Consider the following 14,124-nt stretch of genomic DNA (forward strand, 5'->3'; position numbering starts at 1 on the left):
GAAGTCACAACGGCACGTCCCGCACGGCCTGTGCTACGCGGACCGTCGGTCTCCGACTCTCGACGCCGCCTGTCCGGTGTTGTCGCAATCGCGAATGGGAGGCCGATTCTTGGACAGATGTCTTGGGAATTCAGCTACGATGCGGCAATGGGGGCGCGCGGCGGCTACGGCCCGATCAAACCCGAACACGCAGACAACGGCTGGATCATCGAGGGAGACCAAGATCAGAGGTGGCTTTCCAAAGACTACGGCGACCTGCGCGGACGCGTGAAGACCACCGCCCCCACCGCCTGCGCGTGGCGGATCACCACCGCCGACGGCGCCTTCCTGCGCGAGGCATCCAGTAGCGACGTCCACGCCGCGAAGGCGGCCGCCGACGACTGGGTTGCCGATTATCGAGCGCGACACTGACTTCCGCGCTACCCGGAGTTCCGGGCACTGCCTCGGCTTCCGAGCGCTACGCCTGCTCTCTGGTCGCCGTCAGGACGCTATCCGCTCGGGCCCGGACACGGTTCGCAGGGCGCGAATGGCCGCCGCGACGGCCGGGCGTTCCTGCGATGCCTGCCGGTAGGTCACGCCGACCTGCCGGTTGCCGTCGGTAACCGTGGCGGCGATCAGGTGCCGGTGCCGGTCGGCCACCGACATCTCCGGGACGATCGTCACGCCCAGATCGTGCTCCACCATTTCCGCCATGGCCGCGAAGCTGGCGCTGCGATGCTCGATCCGGGGCGCGAAACCGGCCTCCCGGCAGGCGAATACGACGGATGCGATGGACGGCGCACCATCGGGCGCCGCGATCCAGTCCGCATCGCGCACGGCCGCGAGCCCCTGCCTGCCGACCCGTTCCCGCAGCGCCGGCGGCGCCAGCACCACCAGCGGGTCGTTGAACAGGAACTCCGACGACAACCCCAGCGGCAGATCGCGAGCGCGGAACGAATACGAGTACGTCACCGCCAGATCCACGTCCTGCTGGCGCACCGCCGGTACGGAATCCACGGGCATCATGCCCACCAGGCGGATGCGCAGGCTGGGGTATTCGGCCCGCAACCGGGCTGCCGCGGGCAGCGCCAGCGAATCCAGCGCGGTGCGGAACGTGGCCACGGTGAGCACGCCGGTGACCGCCTCGCCCGTTGCCGCGACGGCACTTTCGGCCTCCTCGAGCGCCGCGATGATCCGCGAGGTGTGATCGACGAGGACCCGGCCGGCATGCGTCAGCCGCAGCACCCGGCCCTCCCTCCGGGTCAGCACGGCACCCACCTCCTCCTCGAGAATCCGCAGCTGCTGCGATACGGCCGAGGTGGTGATGCCGTGCAATTCCGATACCGCCGTCATCGTGACGTGTTCGGCCAGATCGCGCAGCAGGACCAGGCGTCGAATGTCGTACATGCGTCCTCGTTTCGGCCGACCCCGCGTCCCATCATCGGCGGCGGCGACCCTGGAGGAAATCCTTACGATCAGAACGATTCTGTGCAGGCCGCGTTCATCAGGTGATCGACCGCGACATGCCAGTGTTTGTCTCACCCTGCGTCAATCCCTCGCGCCGGGCGCCGATCGTTGGCCATCGTCGATGCACGAATCCGCATGTCACTACCCCACGCACCGGAGGCTCGATCATGACCGTCACCGACGAATACCTCGCCAACAACACCGAATACGCCGCCGGCTTCACCGGTCCGCTGCCGTTGCCGCCGAGTAAGCATGTCGCGGTGGTGGCGTGCATGGACGCGCGGCTGGACGTGTACCGGATTCTCGGACTGGGCGAGGGCGAGGCGCACGTCATCCGGAACGCGGGCGGCGTGGTCACCGACGACGAGATCCGTTCGCTCGCGATCAGCCAGCGGCTGCTGGGCACCACGGAGATCATCCTCATCCACCACACCGACTGCGGGATGCTGACCTTCACCGACGACGATTTCAAGCGCACGATCCAGGACGAGGTCGGCATCAAGCCGGCGTGGTCGGCCGAGGCGTTCGGGGATCTGGACGAGGATGTGCGCCAGTCGATTCGACGCATCGAGGCCAGTCCGTTCGTCACCCGGACCACGTCGCTGCGCGGCTTCGTCTTCGACGTCGCCACCGGCAAGCTCAACGAGGTCGTCGCCGCCGGGTAGCTTCCGGTCCCCGCGGGCCGCACCGCCGAGTATCGATCACCGCGATCGGCGCGCTTTCGCCGTCGCCGCCGCTGTGTCACAGTCGGCGATACCCGGTATTTCACAATGGTGCGGAAGGCCGCGATGAACGAGACGGAGCGACACATCCAACTGTCGGCGATACACGTGCGCTGGTCGGCGGACGAGCGCACGTTCATCGCCCGCTCCGACCAGTTCCCCGCCGTAGCCTACCGGCACGATTCCTCGCTGGCAGCCATGAACGGTCTCATCGATGCCATTCACGAACACCTCGGCGCGGTCACGTCCGTCCCCGGCGGCGACGCCGAGCGTGAGCATTGATACGGCAACGTCACCTCCGTCATTTCGGCACGAACACCACCTCCGTCATTCCGGCATGCTTGTGGCCGGAATCCGCACGGGCCTGCGCTGGATCCCGGCCGAGAGCGTGCCAGGATGGCGGGGTGGGAGGCGCCGGACGACGGGGGTTGGAGGCGAGTGGCGTGGGAGGGTTAAGGAGAAGTGAACGTCGGTGTTAATGCTCCTACGGAGAGGAATCGTTGTAGCGGGCCGGTCGCCTGATTAGTTTTCAGCGGGTGTCCGGTTACCTGTGGCGCCGCATCGGCCAGGCGATTCTCGTTGTCGCCCTGGCATATTCGGCCGTGTTCTTCGTACTGAACGTGCTGCCGGGCGATCCGATCGAACAGCAGATCGCCAATCCCGAGAATCCGATCTCCGATGAGGACGCCCAGGCGCTGCGCGCGTACTACCGGCTCGACCAGCCCGCGTACGTGCAGTTCGCCCTCTCGGTCGAGCGGCTGGCGTCCGGGGATCTGGGCTTCTCGCTGAACAGCGGGCAGCCGGTAGCGCGGCTACTCGGCGCGGCGTTCCCGTCGACGCTCGCGCTCGCTTCGATCGCCTTCGTCCTGGCCGCGCTGATCGGCTTCGGCATCGCCCTGGCCGCGGTGTTCGCGCCGTGGGCGCCGGTGCGGGAGACCGCGCGGACCCTGCCGCCGATGCTCCTGTCGATCCCGGCATTCGTCTCCGGATTGCTTGTACTACAGCTGGTTTCGTTCCAGCTCGGCTGGATGTCGGCGGTCCGGGACGAGGGGTTGCGGTCGGCGGTGTACGCGGCGATACCGCTGGCACTACCGGTGGCGGCGCCGATCGCCCAGATTCTCACCCAGGGCCTGTCCAACGCGTACGGGCAGCCGTACGTGGAAGTGTTGCGCGCCAAGGGATTGGCGCCGCGGCGCATCGTGTTCGGGCACGTCGTGCGCAACGGCGCGATTCCGACGGTCACGATCGTCGCCATCACGGTGGGCGAGTTGCTGGCCGGATCGGTCATCACCGAGACGGTCTTCAATCGGACCGGTATCGGCTACCTGACCGAGGTCGCGGTGCGCAACAAGGACACTCCGATCATCCAGGCGGTGGTCATCTCGGTGTCGGTGACCTTCGTCGTGATCAATCTGCTCACCGACCTCGTCTATCCGCTGATCGATCCGCGGATCAGGCGATCCGCGCCCGCTCGCACCGAGGCGGTGCCGACATGACCGCGGTGGCCGCGACCGTCGCCCGGCCGTGGCGTCGTCGCGTCGTCGGTGTGCGGGACCTCCCGGCCTACCTGTTTCTCCTGCTCATCGTCGCGATGATCGTCGCGCCCGGAATGATCGCCCCGTACGACGCGTTCGCGGAGAACCTCGCGCCGCCGCTGTCGGGACCGAGTGCGGCGCATCCGTTCGGGACCGACTACATCGGCCGCGACCTGCTCAGCCGCATCGTCGCAGGCACCTCGGCCACGATCACCGGCTCGTTCATCGCGGTGGCGATCGGCCTGATCGTCGGTACCGGACTCGGGCTGGTCGCCGCCTACTTCGGGCGCCTCGTGGACAGCGCCGTCGGACGAATCGTGGACGTGCTGCTCTCGATTCCCACCTTGCTGCTGTCCATCACGATCATCGTTGCGTTGGGCTTCGGAACGGTGAATGCCGCTGTTGCCGTGGGTATTTCGTCGGTCGCGGTATTCGCCCGGCTGGCCCGTTCCGAGGTGCTGGCGATCCGGCACCTGCCGTTCGTGGAGGCCGGTGAGCACATGGGGGCCGGACATCTGCGGCTGCTGTTCCGGCACGTGCTGCCCAACTCCTATTCGGCCGTACTCTCGCTCGCCGCACTGCAATTCGGGACCGCGATCCTGGCCATCGCCTCGCTGAGCTTCCTCGGCTACGGTGCGCAGCCGCCCGATCCCGAATGGGGCCTGCTCATTTCGGAGGGCCGCAACTACATCAACTCGCAGCCCACCCTGGTGCTGTTTCCCTCCCTCGCGATCGTGCTCGCCGTGCTGACCCTGAGCAGGCTCGCCCACCTCATCCGAAGGAAGGTCGGCTGACCATGACGAAATCGAGTCCGCTGCTGGCCGTGTCGCATCTCGATGTCGGTTACGGCGAGCGCGGCGCGCCCGTGGTGTCGGACGTGAGCTTCACCGTCGAGCGCGGTGACGTCGTCGCGATCGTCGGGCAGTCCGGATCGGGAAAATCGACCATTGCCCGCGCCGTCCTCGGACTCCTTCCCGAGGGCGGGCACATCATCGGCGGCAGCGTGCATCTCGACGGTGTGGACGTCACCCGGTTCGGCCGGCGGCAGTGGCGCGAAAAGCGCGGCCGCACCGTGGGATTCGTGCCACAGGATCCGCTCGGGTCGCTCGATCCGTTGAAACGGGTGGGCGCTCAGGTCGCGGAGGTCCTCGTCACCCACGGCATCGAAGGATCGCGGGCGGCGCATCGGCGTGCGGTCGAACTGCTCGACCGCGTCGGGATCGAGGCGCCGGAGGAACGCGCGCGGTACTACCCGCATCAATTGTCGGGTGGGCAGCAGCAGCGCGTGCTGATCGCGATCGCCATCGCCGCGGACCCCGATCTGCTCATCGCCGACGAGCCGACCTCGGCGCTCGATGTCACCGTGCAGCGCCGGATCCTGGATCTGCTCGACGATCTGCGCCGGGAGCGCGGTCTCGGGATCGTCTTCATCACCCACGACCTCGCGCTCGCGGAGAATCACAGCAACCGGGTCGTGGTGCTGTCGGACGGCGTCGTTCGCGAATCCGGTGCGACCGGCGACGTATTGCGCTTTCCCACCGACGATTACACGCGGCAGCTGATCAGCGACGCTCCCGCGCTGTCCCCGGACAAGTACGCACGGCCCGCACCGCCGTCCCGTGGCCGGCCGGTGCTGGAGGTTCGCGATCTCACCAAGTCGTACCACGCCGGTGTCCGCGTGCTGAACGGCGTGAGCTTCGCGGTGCGGGCGGGTTCGGTGCATGCGCTGGTCGGTGCGTCCGGTTCCGGCAAGACGACCGTGGCGCGGGCGCTCGCCGGGCTCACCACGTTCGACTCCGGCTCGGTGATCATCGAAGGCGCACAATTGGATTCGCGGGCATGGGCGACACCGAAGCGGCGCCGGGAACGCTCCCGCATCCTGCACCTGGTCCAGCAGAATCCGCTCGCGGCGCTCGACCCGCGGCTGCCGATCGCCGAGGCCGTCGCCGAACCGCTGACGATCCACCGCATCGGAAACCGCCGCTCCCGCCGGGCGGAAGCCCTTGCGGCACTGGAGCGAGTCGGGCTGCCGCCGGAGATCGGCACGCGCACACCCGATGAGGTGTCCGGCGGCCAGCGGCAGCGGGTCGTGCTCGCGCGGGCGCTGATCGCCGGGCCGCGCATCCTGGTGCTCGACGAGCCGACCTCGGCGCTGGACGTCACGGTGCAGGCACTGACCATCGACCTGCTGCTCGAATTGCAGCGTGACCTCGGGCTCACGTTCCTGTTCATCTCCCACGATCTCGCGCTGGTCCGCCAGATCGCCGACGATGTCAGCGTGCTGCGGGGCGGCGTGCTCGTCGAGAGCGGGCCGGTCCGCGAGGTATTCGCCGCTCCCACAGCCGAATACACGCGGCGGCTGCTCGATGCCGTCCCCGGCTCCGATGTGGTGGTGAATGCAGCATGAGACCGCTCGGAGTCGCGGCCGCGGCCCTCGCCGCCGTCACGATCGCCGGCTGCTCCGTCGCCGACGAGACCGATCGGCCCGGCACGCCCGGCCGCGGTGGCCATCTCACCTATCTCGACGCCGAGGCCCTGGCCTCGATGCAGATCCAGGTCAGCTACTGGCAGAACAGCCTGCCCAAGGACCAGGTGCTGGACCGGCTCGTCTACCAGGATCCGAAGACGTTCCGGTTCGTGCCGTGGATCGCCGAGAAATGGACCGTCGACGAGTCGGGCCGGGTGTATCGGTTCACCATCCGCGACGGCGTGAGCTACAGCAATGGGCAACCGCTGGACGCCGATTCGGTCAAGCGCAACCTCGACTGGCAGTTCGACGGCGACAAGGCCAAGGGCATCACCCGCAACCCCACCTTCCCCGACGCCGGCACCGTCACCGCCGACAACGCCACCCGCACGGTGACGGTGACGCTCGACGAACCCTATGCCCCGTTCATCCCCGTACTGTCGGTCAACACCGCCGGGCTCGTCGCCGACCGGACCATCGACGCGTCCAAGGAGGCCCAGTCGGTGCCGACCAACATGATCGGGTCGGGCCCGTTCTACGTCGAATCCGAAGTGCCGGACAAGAAGGTGGTGCTCGCCAAGCGGCGCGGCTACAACTGGGCCCCGGCGACCGCACCGCATCAGGGCGAGGCGTATCTGGACACGGTCACGATCATTCCGGTCAAGGAGGACAGCGTCCGGGTGGGTGCCCTGCGTGCCGGACAGGCGGACGCCATTCGCTACGCCCAGCCACCGGACGAAAAGCTGTTGCGCCGAGAGGGTTTCGACGTACGCGGGCTGCGCACGCCGGGGCTGGCCAACACTCTGGATGTCCGGCAGACCGCGCCGTTCCTCCGGGATGTCAACGTGCGCAAGGCCATCGGCTACGGCATCGACCGACAGCAGATCCTCGACACCCTGTACACCGACAACTGGCGGGCCGCGCAGAACATCGTCACCCGCAACTTCCCCGGCTACGCCGACCGTTCGGACGTGGTGCGATACGACCCGCAGCAGGCCGGACGACTGCTGGACGACTCCGGGTGGGTTTCGCGGGACGGCGAGGGCTACCGCACCAAGGACGGTCAGCGCCTGTCGGTCCTGATCTACGTAGACGTCTACGACCACACGGCGCGGCCGATGTACGAGCTGATCCAGCGGCAACTGCGCCGGGTCGGCATCGATCTGGAGGTGCGGCAGACGGACTTCGCCAACTATCCGTCGGCCAGCGTCCAGGACGCGGTCGGCCTGCGCCGCAACGGCTGGCCGTGCCCCGACCCGGTTCGACTGTGGCAGAACTACGACAGCAAGGGCGGCGACCTGTACGCGCTGAAAGGCAGCGATCCCGCCATCGATCGGCTGTTGCGGGCCCAGCTGGTCGAGAACGATCCGCGGCGGCGCGCGGAACTCGTGCGCGAATACACCAACTACGTCATCGACAACGCCTACACCATTCCGCTGTTGGAGGATACGCAGATCTTCGGCGTCGCACCGCGCGTGCGGGGCCTCGCCAACGCCGCGAACTCGGTGCCCTGGTTCTACGACACATGGATCGACGACGGATCGGGAGGGCGCGGCTGACATGGCGAATCCCGTTGCCGAGGTGGGCCTCCCGGGCACCGCCGACATCCTGAGCCCCGATTCCCACAACCCGCGGATCGGCGACCGATCCGGAGAACAGGACTGACATGCCCCTCGTCATCGGAGTCGATATTCCGGATCACCAACTCGCTCGGTCGCTGGACGACGGCTTCGGCCGGGTGCCCGAGTTGCTCGACGCGGCCGGCGTCGGCTATGTCGTGTTCGGGACGGACCGGTCCGAACCTGCCGGGCCGTCGTTGAACCCCGTGCTCCTCGGCACCGTATTCGCCCGCCGCACAACCGGACTCGGCATCGTTGCCGCGGCCGCGCCGCAGCGTGACCATCCGTTCAACCTCGCCCGCCGCATCGCCTCACTCGACCATATTTCCGGCGGTCGGGCCGGGTGGCTCGCGCTACGGGCCGATCACGGCATCGCGCTGGGTGCTCCGGAGCAGGGCAGTTGGGCCGCGCCCGGCACACCTACCGAAGCTCCCCTGCTCGCCGATGCCGTGAGAGCGGCGCGGGCACTGTGGCGTACCTGGCCGATCGAATCGCTCACCACGGAGGTTCCCGCGCGGCGACCGCCGGAGGCGGAGATCCGCTATGCCGACCACACAGGGGTTTTCGCTACGACCGGTCCGCTGAACGTGCCCACGACTCCGCAGGGTGAGCCGATTGTGCTGTGGGACTATCGAACCGGTGATGCCCGGAACGCCGGTACGGCCGATGTCGCCTTCCTGTCCGACCGCGACCACGTCGCCGCGGTGACCGAGCTGCCGGACACCGTGGCCGGGCACGTGCGGTTCGACGGCCGTGATCCCCGATTGCGTTCGCGGATCGAGCAATTGGCGGCCGAATCGGGAAGCGTATCGGGCGTGCTGATCCGGCTCGATCTCGCCGATCTGCGCGGTTTTCTCGATCTCACCCTGCCCGCACTGTCCGACGCCGGAATCGTGCGGCTGCGCACGGCACCCGGAACGCTGCGCGAGCACCTCGGTATCGCGCGACGCACCGACCCCGACCCGCTGCGCCTGCGCCCCGTCTTCGCTTCGGCGTGAAGGAGTTCGCCATGAGCCGTGAACACGTCATCCTCAACATCAACGTCCTGGACTTCGGGATCAGCCCGGTTGCCTGGCGGCTGTCCGGCCTGCCGAAGACCGCCAACACCACCGGCGACTACTTCGCCGACATCGCCCGCATCGCCGAGCGCGGAACGCTCGACGCATACTTCCTGGCCGACAATCCCGCCATCCGGGAGGACCCGCTGCGCAAGCCGGGACAGCGGGCGCTCGAACCCACCACCATTCTCACCACCGTCGCGGCCGCCACCAGCCACATCGGGCTCATCGGCACGCTGTCCACCACCTTCAACGATCCGGTGGAACTCGCCGAGCGCCTCCTGACGCTGGATCATCTCAGCGGCGGGCGCGCGGCCTGGAACGCGGTCACCACCTACAACCCGCTGGCCGGAGGGAACTTCGGCCTCGACGCCAACCCGGACCGGGCGTCCCGTTACCGGCGCGCGGACGAGTTCGTCGATGTGGTGCTGGCGCTATGGCAGGCGGCCATCGATGGGCGCGACATCACCCACCACGGCGAATTCTTCTCTCTCGCAGGCCGGCTCCCGCTCGGCGCCTCGCCGCAGGGGCACCCGCTGATCGTGCAGGCCGGCGGGTCACCCCAGGGACGAGATCTCGCCGGCCGCACCGCCAACGCCGTCTTCACCGCCGAATGGACGCTCGCTGCCGGACTCGAACACTACGAGCAGGTCAAACAGGTAGCCGCCCGGCACGGCCGCCCCCGCAGCGACATCGCCATCCTGCCCGGCCTGATCACCACCATCGGCAGCACCGAAGCCGAAGCGGCCGAACGCTATCGGACGGCTCACGAACTCCAGGAACCCCACCAGGAACTCACCGCCCTCGGCACGGCCCTGGGCGCCGACCTGACCGCCTACCCGATCGACGCGCCGTTCCCCCAAGATCTCCTGGCCGACCCGCACGACTCCAACACCTTCACCGCCTCACTCGGCTTCCGCGAATCCCTCGTCCGCGCAATCCGAGACCGCCTCTCCGCGAAGGGAACTCACTACACCTTGCGTGACGCGGTACTCGAGTTCGGCCTGGGCGGTCACCGCCGCATCATCGGCACCCCCGAACAGGTAGCCGACACCATCGAGGAGTGGTTCCGTACCGGCGCTGCAGACGGTTTCAACCTCATGCCCGACACCTTCCCCGCCGGATTGGAAATCTTCGTCGACGAGGTCGTCCCAATCCTCCGCCACCGCGGCCTGTTCCGCCACGAATACACCGAGCCGACCCTCCGCGAACGCTACGGAATCACCCCGGCCCGCACCCACACCGCGGCATAGTTCGAGGAACCGGGTGATCCGATTTCCCGGAACGGTGAGGACTCGGTCCACGATCATGTGCACGACACCTGTCGTGATTTGCCACCGCGTGGGTCCGCGGGCACCGGTCCATCGAGAACAGCCTGCAAAGCGGTGCACACCGGCTCGAATCCTGTTGCGGCCTCAGGAGAATCCCTCCGCTGCGGAGTCACCGCTTCACCCCAGAGGGAATGTCACTCCGGTGAGTTCTTCGGATACGGTCCACAGGCGCTGCTGGACGGCCCTGTCGTGGGAGTCGGGGCTGGAGGTGACCAGCTTCGGATATCCCCGGACCTGGCCCCGGTTGCCGGGACCGTAGTACTGGCCGCCGGTGACGGCCGGATCGGTGGCGGCGCGCAGGGTGGGCAGGGCGCCCATCTCGGCCGTCTGGGTGATCAGCGGCACGAGCAAGGTGACGGGCACCCGAAGCGCGGCGGGCGTGTTGCGCATGAGTTCGGTGTTGGCCCCGCCGGGATGAGCGGCCACCGCGACCGTGGTGCCGTGCGGTGCGAGCCGACGCTGCAGTTCGTACGTGAACATCAGGTTGGCGAGCTTGGACTGGCCGTAGGCGCCGACGCGGCTGTACGAGCGCTCCCACTGCAGGTCGTCGAAGTGGATGGCGGCCCGGATGCGGTGGCCGGTGCTGCTGACCGTGACGACGCGCGAGCCGGGGACGGGCAGGAGCCGGTCCAGCAGCAGGCCGGTGAGGGCGAAGTGGCCGAGGTGGTTGGTGCCGAACTGCAGCTCGAAGCCGTCGGCGGTGGTCTGCTTCGGCGTGTACATCACGCCGGCGTTGTTGATCAGAAGGTCGATGCGCGGGTGGGTGGCGCGCAGGTCGGCCGCCGCGGACCGGATCGAATCCAGGGAGGTCAGGTCCAGGGCCTGGACGGTGACGTCGCCGGTCATGCGGGCGGCTGCCTGCTTGCCCTTCTCGACGTCGCGGACGGCCAGGACCACCGCCGCCCCGCGCGCGGCGAGCATCCGGGCGGTCTCGAAGCCCAGTCCGGTGTTGGCGCCGGTCACGATCGCCACTCGGCCGTGCTGATCGGGGATGTGTTGCTCGGTCCAGTTGCCGCTCATGGCGCGCTCCTAAGAAACCATCGGTCTGTTATCGGTATCAACCTAAGAGACCGGTGGTCTTTTGTCAAGAGTCCGGTGGTCTTTTAGCTAGTCTGAGGGCGTGACATTCCAGCGGGCGCGAAGCGAGGAGCAGCGGGAGATCCGCCGCCGGGCGATCCTGGACACGGCGGCGGCGATGCTCGACGAGATGCCCGTGGCCGAGGTGAGCCTCAACGAACTCAGTCGGCGGGTGGGCCTGGCCAAGTCGAACGTCCTGCGATATTTCGAGTCACGCGAGGCGGTGCTGCTCGAACTGCTGGACGACTTCCTGGGAAGATGGCTCGCCGAGCTGGCGGAGGAGCTGGCCGCGGGCATCGAGGCGGACGCGGCACCGGAAGTGCGGGCGGGCCGGCTGGCCGAGATCCTCAGCCAATCGCTGGCAGACCGGGTGGTGCTGTGCGACCTCTTCGGCGCGCAGGGCGGCGTCCTCGAGCACAACGTCTCGGTCGAGGTGGTCAAGCGGCACAAGCGTTCCTCCCTCGCCAGGCTCACGGCCATGGTCGAACTCGTCCGCCGCCATGTGCCCGAACTCGGCGACGGCGCGCAACTGTTCTGCCTGATGAGCCTCGTCTCGGCCGGCGCCCTGTCGTCCTACGTCCCGCCCCCGCCCAGCGTCCTCGCCGCCTACGCGGAGGAGCCCGCCCTCGGCGTGCTCCACCTGGACCTACGTGAGGCCCTACGAGCCGCCTTCACCGCGGCACTCCTGGGCGTGCTGCCGCGCCCCTGAACCTCTTCGCTTGCTCCCGGATCCACACCGGGCAGAGGATGGCCTGCGTCGCGGAGCGCGGTTTCACCGTGCCAAGGCCCGTCCGCCAGTTGGTCACTGTGGTGGTTTCAAGGCCCAGGAGCGCCGCGAAGTCACGCACCGATCGCCGCATCGCTTCCTGCAACGCGGCTGCCTCAAATCCCGTCCATTCCCGCCCTCTGACCATCGCCCCACCCACGGTACGTCATCTGACCTGGGCAAACCCATACAGTAGACCCACGGTACCCCATCACTAGGCACTCGCGAGGAAAACTGCCACAGCGCCAGGCTGAAGGAGCACTATTCGCTGCCTTCAAGGGGGAATCCCATGCCTCGCAATCTATTTCGTGCTGCCATCCTTGCCACTGCGGTGATGGGCACGGTGCTCGTTGGCGCCGGTGATAGATCGGCCAGCGCCACACCATCCAGCCGCTGCACGATTACGGCTCCGGTGCAGGCCGACGTGCCCGACAACGTAAAGCAGTACTGCGACCGGCAGTACTACGACGAACTCATCCCCGGCTGTCAGGCGCGTTTCAGCACCTCGGACAAGCGAAAGCAATGCTACGAACTGGCCAACCAGTGGTACGCGGAATGCCTGCGCGGCAAGCACTATCCATTCCGGTGGGCTCACGCGCGGCTGCCCGAAGCCGAAGCGGCGGAATAGGATCGAGGGTATGCCAATCACGTGGGAGCTGGGCGAACCGATCGCGATCCGCACGCTGCACCGAGGAGACGAGCCGGTCACCGTGGAAATAGGCCGGCCGCGGCCGTACATGGAAAGCGACGACTGCTTCTGCCCATTCCGCATCAGCGGCACCGACTTACTGGAAGAGGGGTACGCGGTCGGCGTCGATGCCGTCCAGGCCCTCACCCTGACACTCGCCCGCATCGGGGATGTGCTGGCCGCCAGCGGGGATGGGTACACCTTCCTGGGCGGCGAGGATCTGGGGTTCCCGCGAAGTTCGGGGTAATTCGCGCTGCACTCGAAAAAGCCCGCCAGCTGCCAAGGCTGGCGGGCTTTTTCGGTGGTGCCTACGTCATCGGCTGTTCGCGCAGATACCCATCCAGCTTCACCACCGGCGCCGATCCCTGCCAGGAAGTCATGGAGGCACGAACGGTTTGGATGCGTTCAGCCAGCTGCACCGAGCGGTTTTGCCGCGCCCAACTGGCGGCATCCATCAGGGCGCTCACGGCTTGTTCGGGTTCGTCGGAATGGACTAGGTAGTGGCCAAGTAGAGCTTGGAAAAAGCGTTGTCACGCACCAGTTGCGGATCATGCAGCTTGAGAGATTGCTCCGCTTGAGCCACCGCCCGCTGGGGCTGTCCCAAGTTCAGGTAGCACTGGCTCTCAGTGTGCGGCAGAAAGCCATCATCGTAGAAATACGCCAAGACGAATCTTACGGTGCCGCTTCGGATTTCGCCCGCGCATAGGAGGTACGGGCGAGCTCCAAGGCGGCGAAGCACGGCGGCCACCGACTACATGCGCGATCGGCGATACTTCATACACTTCATCTGCCATACGATCTGTCTCCTATTTTTCGTTGACCGCCAGATCCAGATCGCGGATGAGCACATCGAATTTGGGTGCGTCCGGCCAGCCGGGCCGCAACCATCCGATCCGATGCCAGCCCCATGCCCGGTACCGCTGATAGGCACGCTCGTTGTCCGCCTCGACCAGCAAAGTCGCCCGCAGTTCGGTTCTGGAACCGAGCAATTCGTCATGCAAAGCACGCGCTACACCCCGGCCAGCGTATTCGGTGCACACCATTATCTCGCTGAGCCCGAACGTCCGCGTACCGTCCTCGGCGGTGAACTCCTCGAGATCGTCGCCGATGTCGAGATTGAGCCCTGTCCACCATCGCGCGTTCTCGGGTAGCGACCAGCCCCAGATTTGACCCGCGGGCTTGCCATCGACTCGCGCGATCACATACGCGAAGCCTCTGTTTCGGGGATCGGTGTAGGAATCGAATCGGCGCATGAACTCGGAAGGCGAGTCGAACGGGTCTCCGGAGGCGATCGCCTGGACGTATGAACGGCGATAGATGTCTTCGACCGTATCGCGTATGGAACGTGCTGCGGCGGCATCGCAATGCTCGAACTCCAGGCCCTCCAGCAAGCTGGTCATGCAGTAATCACCTTC

The 14,124-nt window shown here is 67.2% G+C and carries 16 protein-coding genes; 12 read left to right on the plus strand and 4 right to left on the minus strand.

Going from position 1 to position 14,124, the window contains the following annotated elements:
- Positions 1 to 117 precede the first annotated feature (117 nt).
- Positions 118 to 411 carry a hypothetical protein gene (locus D892_RS0104565; RefSeq protein WP_156959372.1) on the plus strand — a complete coding sequence of 98 codons (294 nt, stop codon included), beginning with the start codon at positions 118 to 120 and terminating at the stop codon, positions 409 to 411.
- A 69-nt stretch (positions 412 to 480) separates the two neighbouring features.
- On the opposite strand, the gene D892_RS0104570 is transcribed toward D892_RS0104565, so the two are convergent.
- The gene (locus D892_RS0104570; protein ID WP_024800109.1) at positions 481 to 1,386 is read right to left on the minus strand and encodes a LysR family transcriptional regulator; all 906 of its coding nucleotides are present in this window, start codon (positions 1,384 to 1,386) and stop codon (positions 481 to 483) included.
- A 227-nt stretch (positions 1,387 to 1,613) separates the two neighbouring features.
- On the opposite strand from D892_RS0104570, the gene D892_RS0104575 reads away from it, so the two are divergent.
- The 8 genes from D892_RS0104575 to D892_RS0104615 all read left to right on the plus strand — a co-directional run bounded on the left by D892_RS0104575 (position 1,614) and on the right by D892_RS0104615 (position 10,100).
- Positions 1,614 to 2,111: a carbonic anhydrase gene (locus D892_RS0104575; protein ID WP_024800110.1), complete on the plus strand. Its 498-nt coding sequence runs from the start codon at positions 1,614 to 1,616 to the stop codon at positions 2,109 to 2,111.
- A 123-nt stretch (positions 2,112 to 2,234) separates the two neighbouring features.
- Positions 2,235 to 2,450, plus strand: a complete 216-nt coding sequence (locus D892_RS0104580) for a hypothetical protein (protein ID WP_156959373.1) — start codon at positions 2,235 to 2,237, stop codon at positions 2,448 to 2,450.
- 254 nt (positions 2,451 to 2,704) lie between these two features.
- Positions 2,705 to 3,664, plus strand: coding sequence for an ABC transporter permease (locus D892_RS0104585; RefSeq protein WP_024800112.1), 960 nt, complete (start codon positions 2,705 to 2,707; stop codon positions 3,662 to 3,664).
- Positions 3,661 to 4,497, plus strand: a complete 837-nt coding sequence (locus D892_RS0104590) for an ABC transporter permease (protein ID WP_024800113.1) — start codon at positions 3,661 to 3,663, stop codon at positions 4,495 to 4,497. The genes D892_RS0104585 and D892_RS0104590 overlap by 4 nt, the downstream gene beginning before the upstream one ends.
- Before the next feature lie 2 nt (positions 4,498 to 4,499).
- Complete coding sequence (locus tag D892_RS0104595) at positions 4,500 to 6,110, plus strand: ABC transporter ATP-binding protein (RefSeq protein WP_024800114.1); 1,611 nt, start codon at positions 4,500 to 4,502, stop codon at positions 6,108 to 6,110.
- Positions 6,107 to 7,729: an ABC transporter substrate-binding protein gene (locus D892_RS0104600; protein WP_024800115.1), complete on the plus strand. Its 1,623-nt coding sequence runs from the start codon at positions 6,107 to 6,109 to the stop codon at positions 7,727 to 7,729. The genes D892_RS0104595 and D892_RS0104600 overlap by 4 nt, the downstream gene beginning before the upstream one ends.
- 107 nt (positions 7,730 to 7,836) lie before the next feature.
- Positions 7,837 to 8,787 carry an LLM class flavin-dependent oxidoreductase gene (locus D892_RS0104610; RefSeq protein WP_024800116.1) on the plus strand — a complete coding sequence of 317 codons (951 nt, stop codon included), beginning with the start codon at positions 7,837 to 7,839 and terminating at the stop codon, positions 8,785 to 8,787.
- Between the two features lie 11 nt (positions 8,788 to 8,798).
- Positions 8,799 to 10,100, plus strand: coding sequence for an LLM class flavin-dependent oxidoreductase (locus tag D892_RS0104615; protein WP_024800117.1), 1,302 nt, complete (start codon positions 8,799 to 8,801; stop codon positions 10,098 to 10,100).
- A gap of 195 nt (positions 10,101 to 10,295) precedes the next feature.
- Here D892_RS0104615 and D892_RS0104620 read toward each other — a convergent pair whose 3' ends face one another.
- On the minus strand, positions 10,296 to 11,198 hold the full coding sequence (locus D892_RS0104620; RefSeq protein WP_024800118.1) for an SDR family NAD(P)-dependent oxidoreductase: 903 nt from the start codon (positions 11,196 to 11,198) through the stop codon (positions 10,296 to 10,298).
- Positions 11,199 to 11,298: 100 nt separating this feature from the next.
- Between D892_RS0104620 and D892_RS0104625 the strand changes: the two genes are divergently transcribed.
- The 3 genes from D892_RS0104625 to D892_RS0104635 all read left to right on the plus strand — a co-directional run bounded on the left by D892_RS0104625 (position 11,299) and on the right by D892_RS0104635 (position 12,956).
- Positions 11,299 to 11,964 (plus strand): TetR/AcrR family transcriptional regulator, encoded by a 666-nt coding sequence (locus D892_RS0104625; protein WP_024800119.1) that lies wholly within the window; start codon positions 11,299 to 11,301, stop codon positions 11,962 to 11,964.
- Between the two features lie 346 nt (positions 11,965 to 12,310).
- On the plus strand, positions 12,311 to 12,649 hold the full coding sequence (locus D892_RS46380; protein WP_156959374.1) for a hypothetical protein: 339 nt from the start codon (positions 12,311 to 12,313) through the stop codon (positions 12,647 to 12,649).
- Positions 12,650 to 12,659: 10 nt separating this feature from the next.
- On the plus strand, positions 12,660 to 12,956 hold the full coding sequence (locus D892_RS0104635) for a hypothetical protein (RefSeq protein WP_024800121.1): 297 nt from the start codon (positions 12,660 to 12,662) through the stop codon (positions 12,954 to 12,956).
- Between the two features lie 61 nt (positions 12,957 to 13,017).
- On the opposite strand, the gene D892_RS46385 is transcribed toward D892_RS0104635, so the two are convergent.
- Positions 13,018 to 13,176 carry a hypothetical protein gene (locus D892_RS46385; protein ID WP_156959375.1) on the minus strand — a complete coding sequence of 53 codons (159 nt, stop codon included), beginning with the start codon at positions 13,174 to 13,176 and terminating at the stop codon, positions 13,018 to 13,020.
- Between the two features lie 339 nt (positions 13,177 to 13,515).
- Entirely contained in the window at positions 13,516 to 14,109 is a 594-nt protein-coding gene (locus tag D892_RS0104650) for a GNAT family N-acetyltransferase (RefSeq protein ID WP_024800122.1), read from the minus strand.
- Positions 14,110 to 14,124: the final 15 nt, after the last annotated feature.

This window comes from Nocardia sp. BMG51109, assembly GCF_000526215.1.
GTDB lineage: Bacteria > Actinomycetota > Actinomycetes > Mycobacteriales > Mycobacteriaceae > Nocardia.

Bases quoted from the DNA above. Each gene is read 5' to 3' on its own strand.
- D892_RS0104565 (WP_156959372.1), top strand. From the start codon at position 118: ATGTCTTGGGAATTCAGCTACGATGCGGCAATGGGGGCGCGCGGCGGC.
- D892_RS0104570 (WP_024800109.1), bottom strand. From the start codon at position 1,386: ATGTACGACATTCGACGCCTGGTCCTGCTGCGCGATCTGGCCGAACAC.
- D892_RS0104575 (WP_024800110.1), top strand. From the start codon at position 1,614: ATGACCGTCACCGACGAATACCTCGCCAACAACACCGAATACGCCGCC.
- D892_RS0104580 (WP_156959373.1), top strand. From the start codon at position 2,235: ATGAACGAGACGGAGCGACACATCCAACTGTCGGCGATACACGTGCGC.
- D892_RS0104590 (WP_024800113.1), top strand. From the start codon at position 3,661: ATGACCGCGGTGGCCGCGACCGTCGCCCGGCCGTGGCGTCGTCGCGTC.
- D892_RS0104595 (WP_024800114.1), top strand. From the start codon at position 4,500: ATGACGAAATCGAGTCCGCTGCTGGCCGTGTCGCATCTCGATGTCGGT.
- D892_RS0104600 (WP_024800115.1), top strand. From the start codon at position 6,107: ATGAGACCGCTCGGAGTCGCGGCCGCGGCCCTCGCCGCCGTCACGATC.
- D892_RS0104610 (WP_024800116.1), top strand. From the start codon at position 7,837: ATGCCCCTCGTCATCGGAGTCGATATTCCGGATCACCAACTCGCTCGG.
- D892_RS0104615 (WP_024800117.1), top strand. From the start codon at position 8,799: ATGAGCCGTGAACACGTCATCCTCAACATCAACGTCCTGGACTTCGGG.
- D892_RS0104620 (WP_024800118.1), bottom strand. From the start codon at position 11,198: ATGAGCGGCAACTGGACCGAGCAACACATCCCCGATCAGCACGGCCGA.
- D892_RS46380 (WP_156959374.1), top strand. From the start codon at position 12,311: ATGCCTCGCAATCTATTTCGTGCTGCCATCCTTGCCACTGCGGTGATG.
- D892_RS0104635 (WP_024800121.1), top strand. From the start codon at position 12,660: ATGCCAATCACGTGGGAGCTGGGCGAACCGATCGCGATCCGCACGCTG.
- D892_RS0104650 (WP_024800122.1), bottom strand. From the start codon at position 14,109: ATGACCAGCTTGCTGGAGGGCCTGGAGTTCGAGCATTGCGATGCCGCC.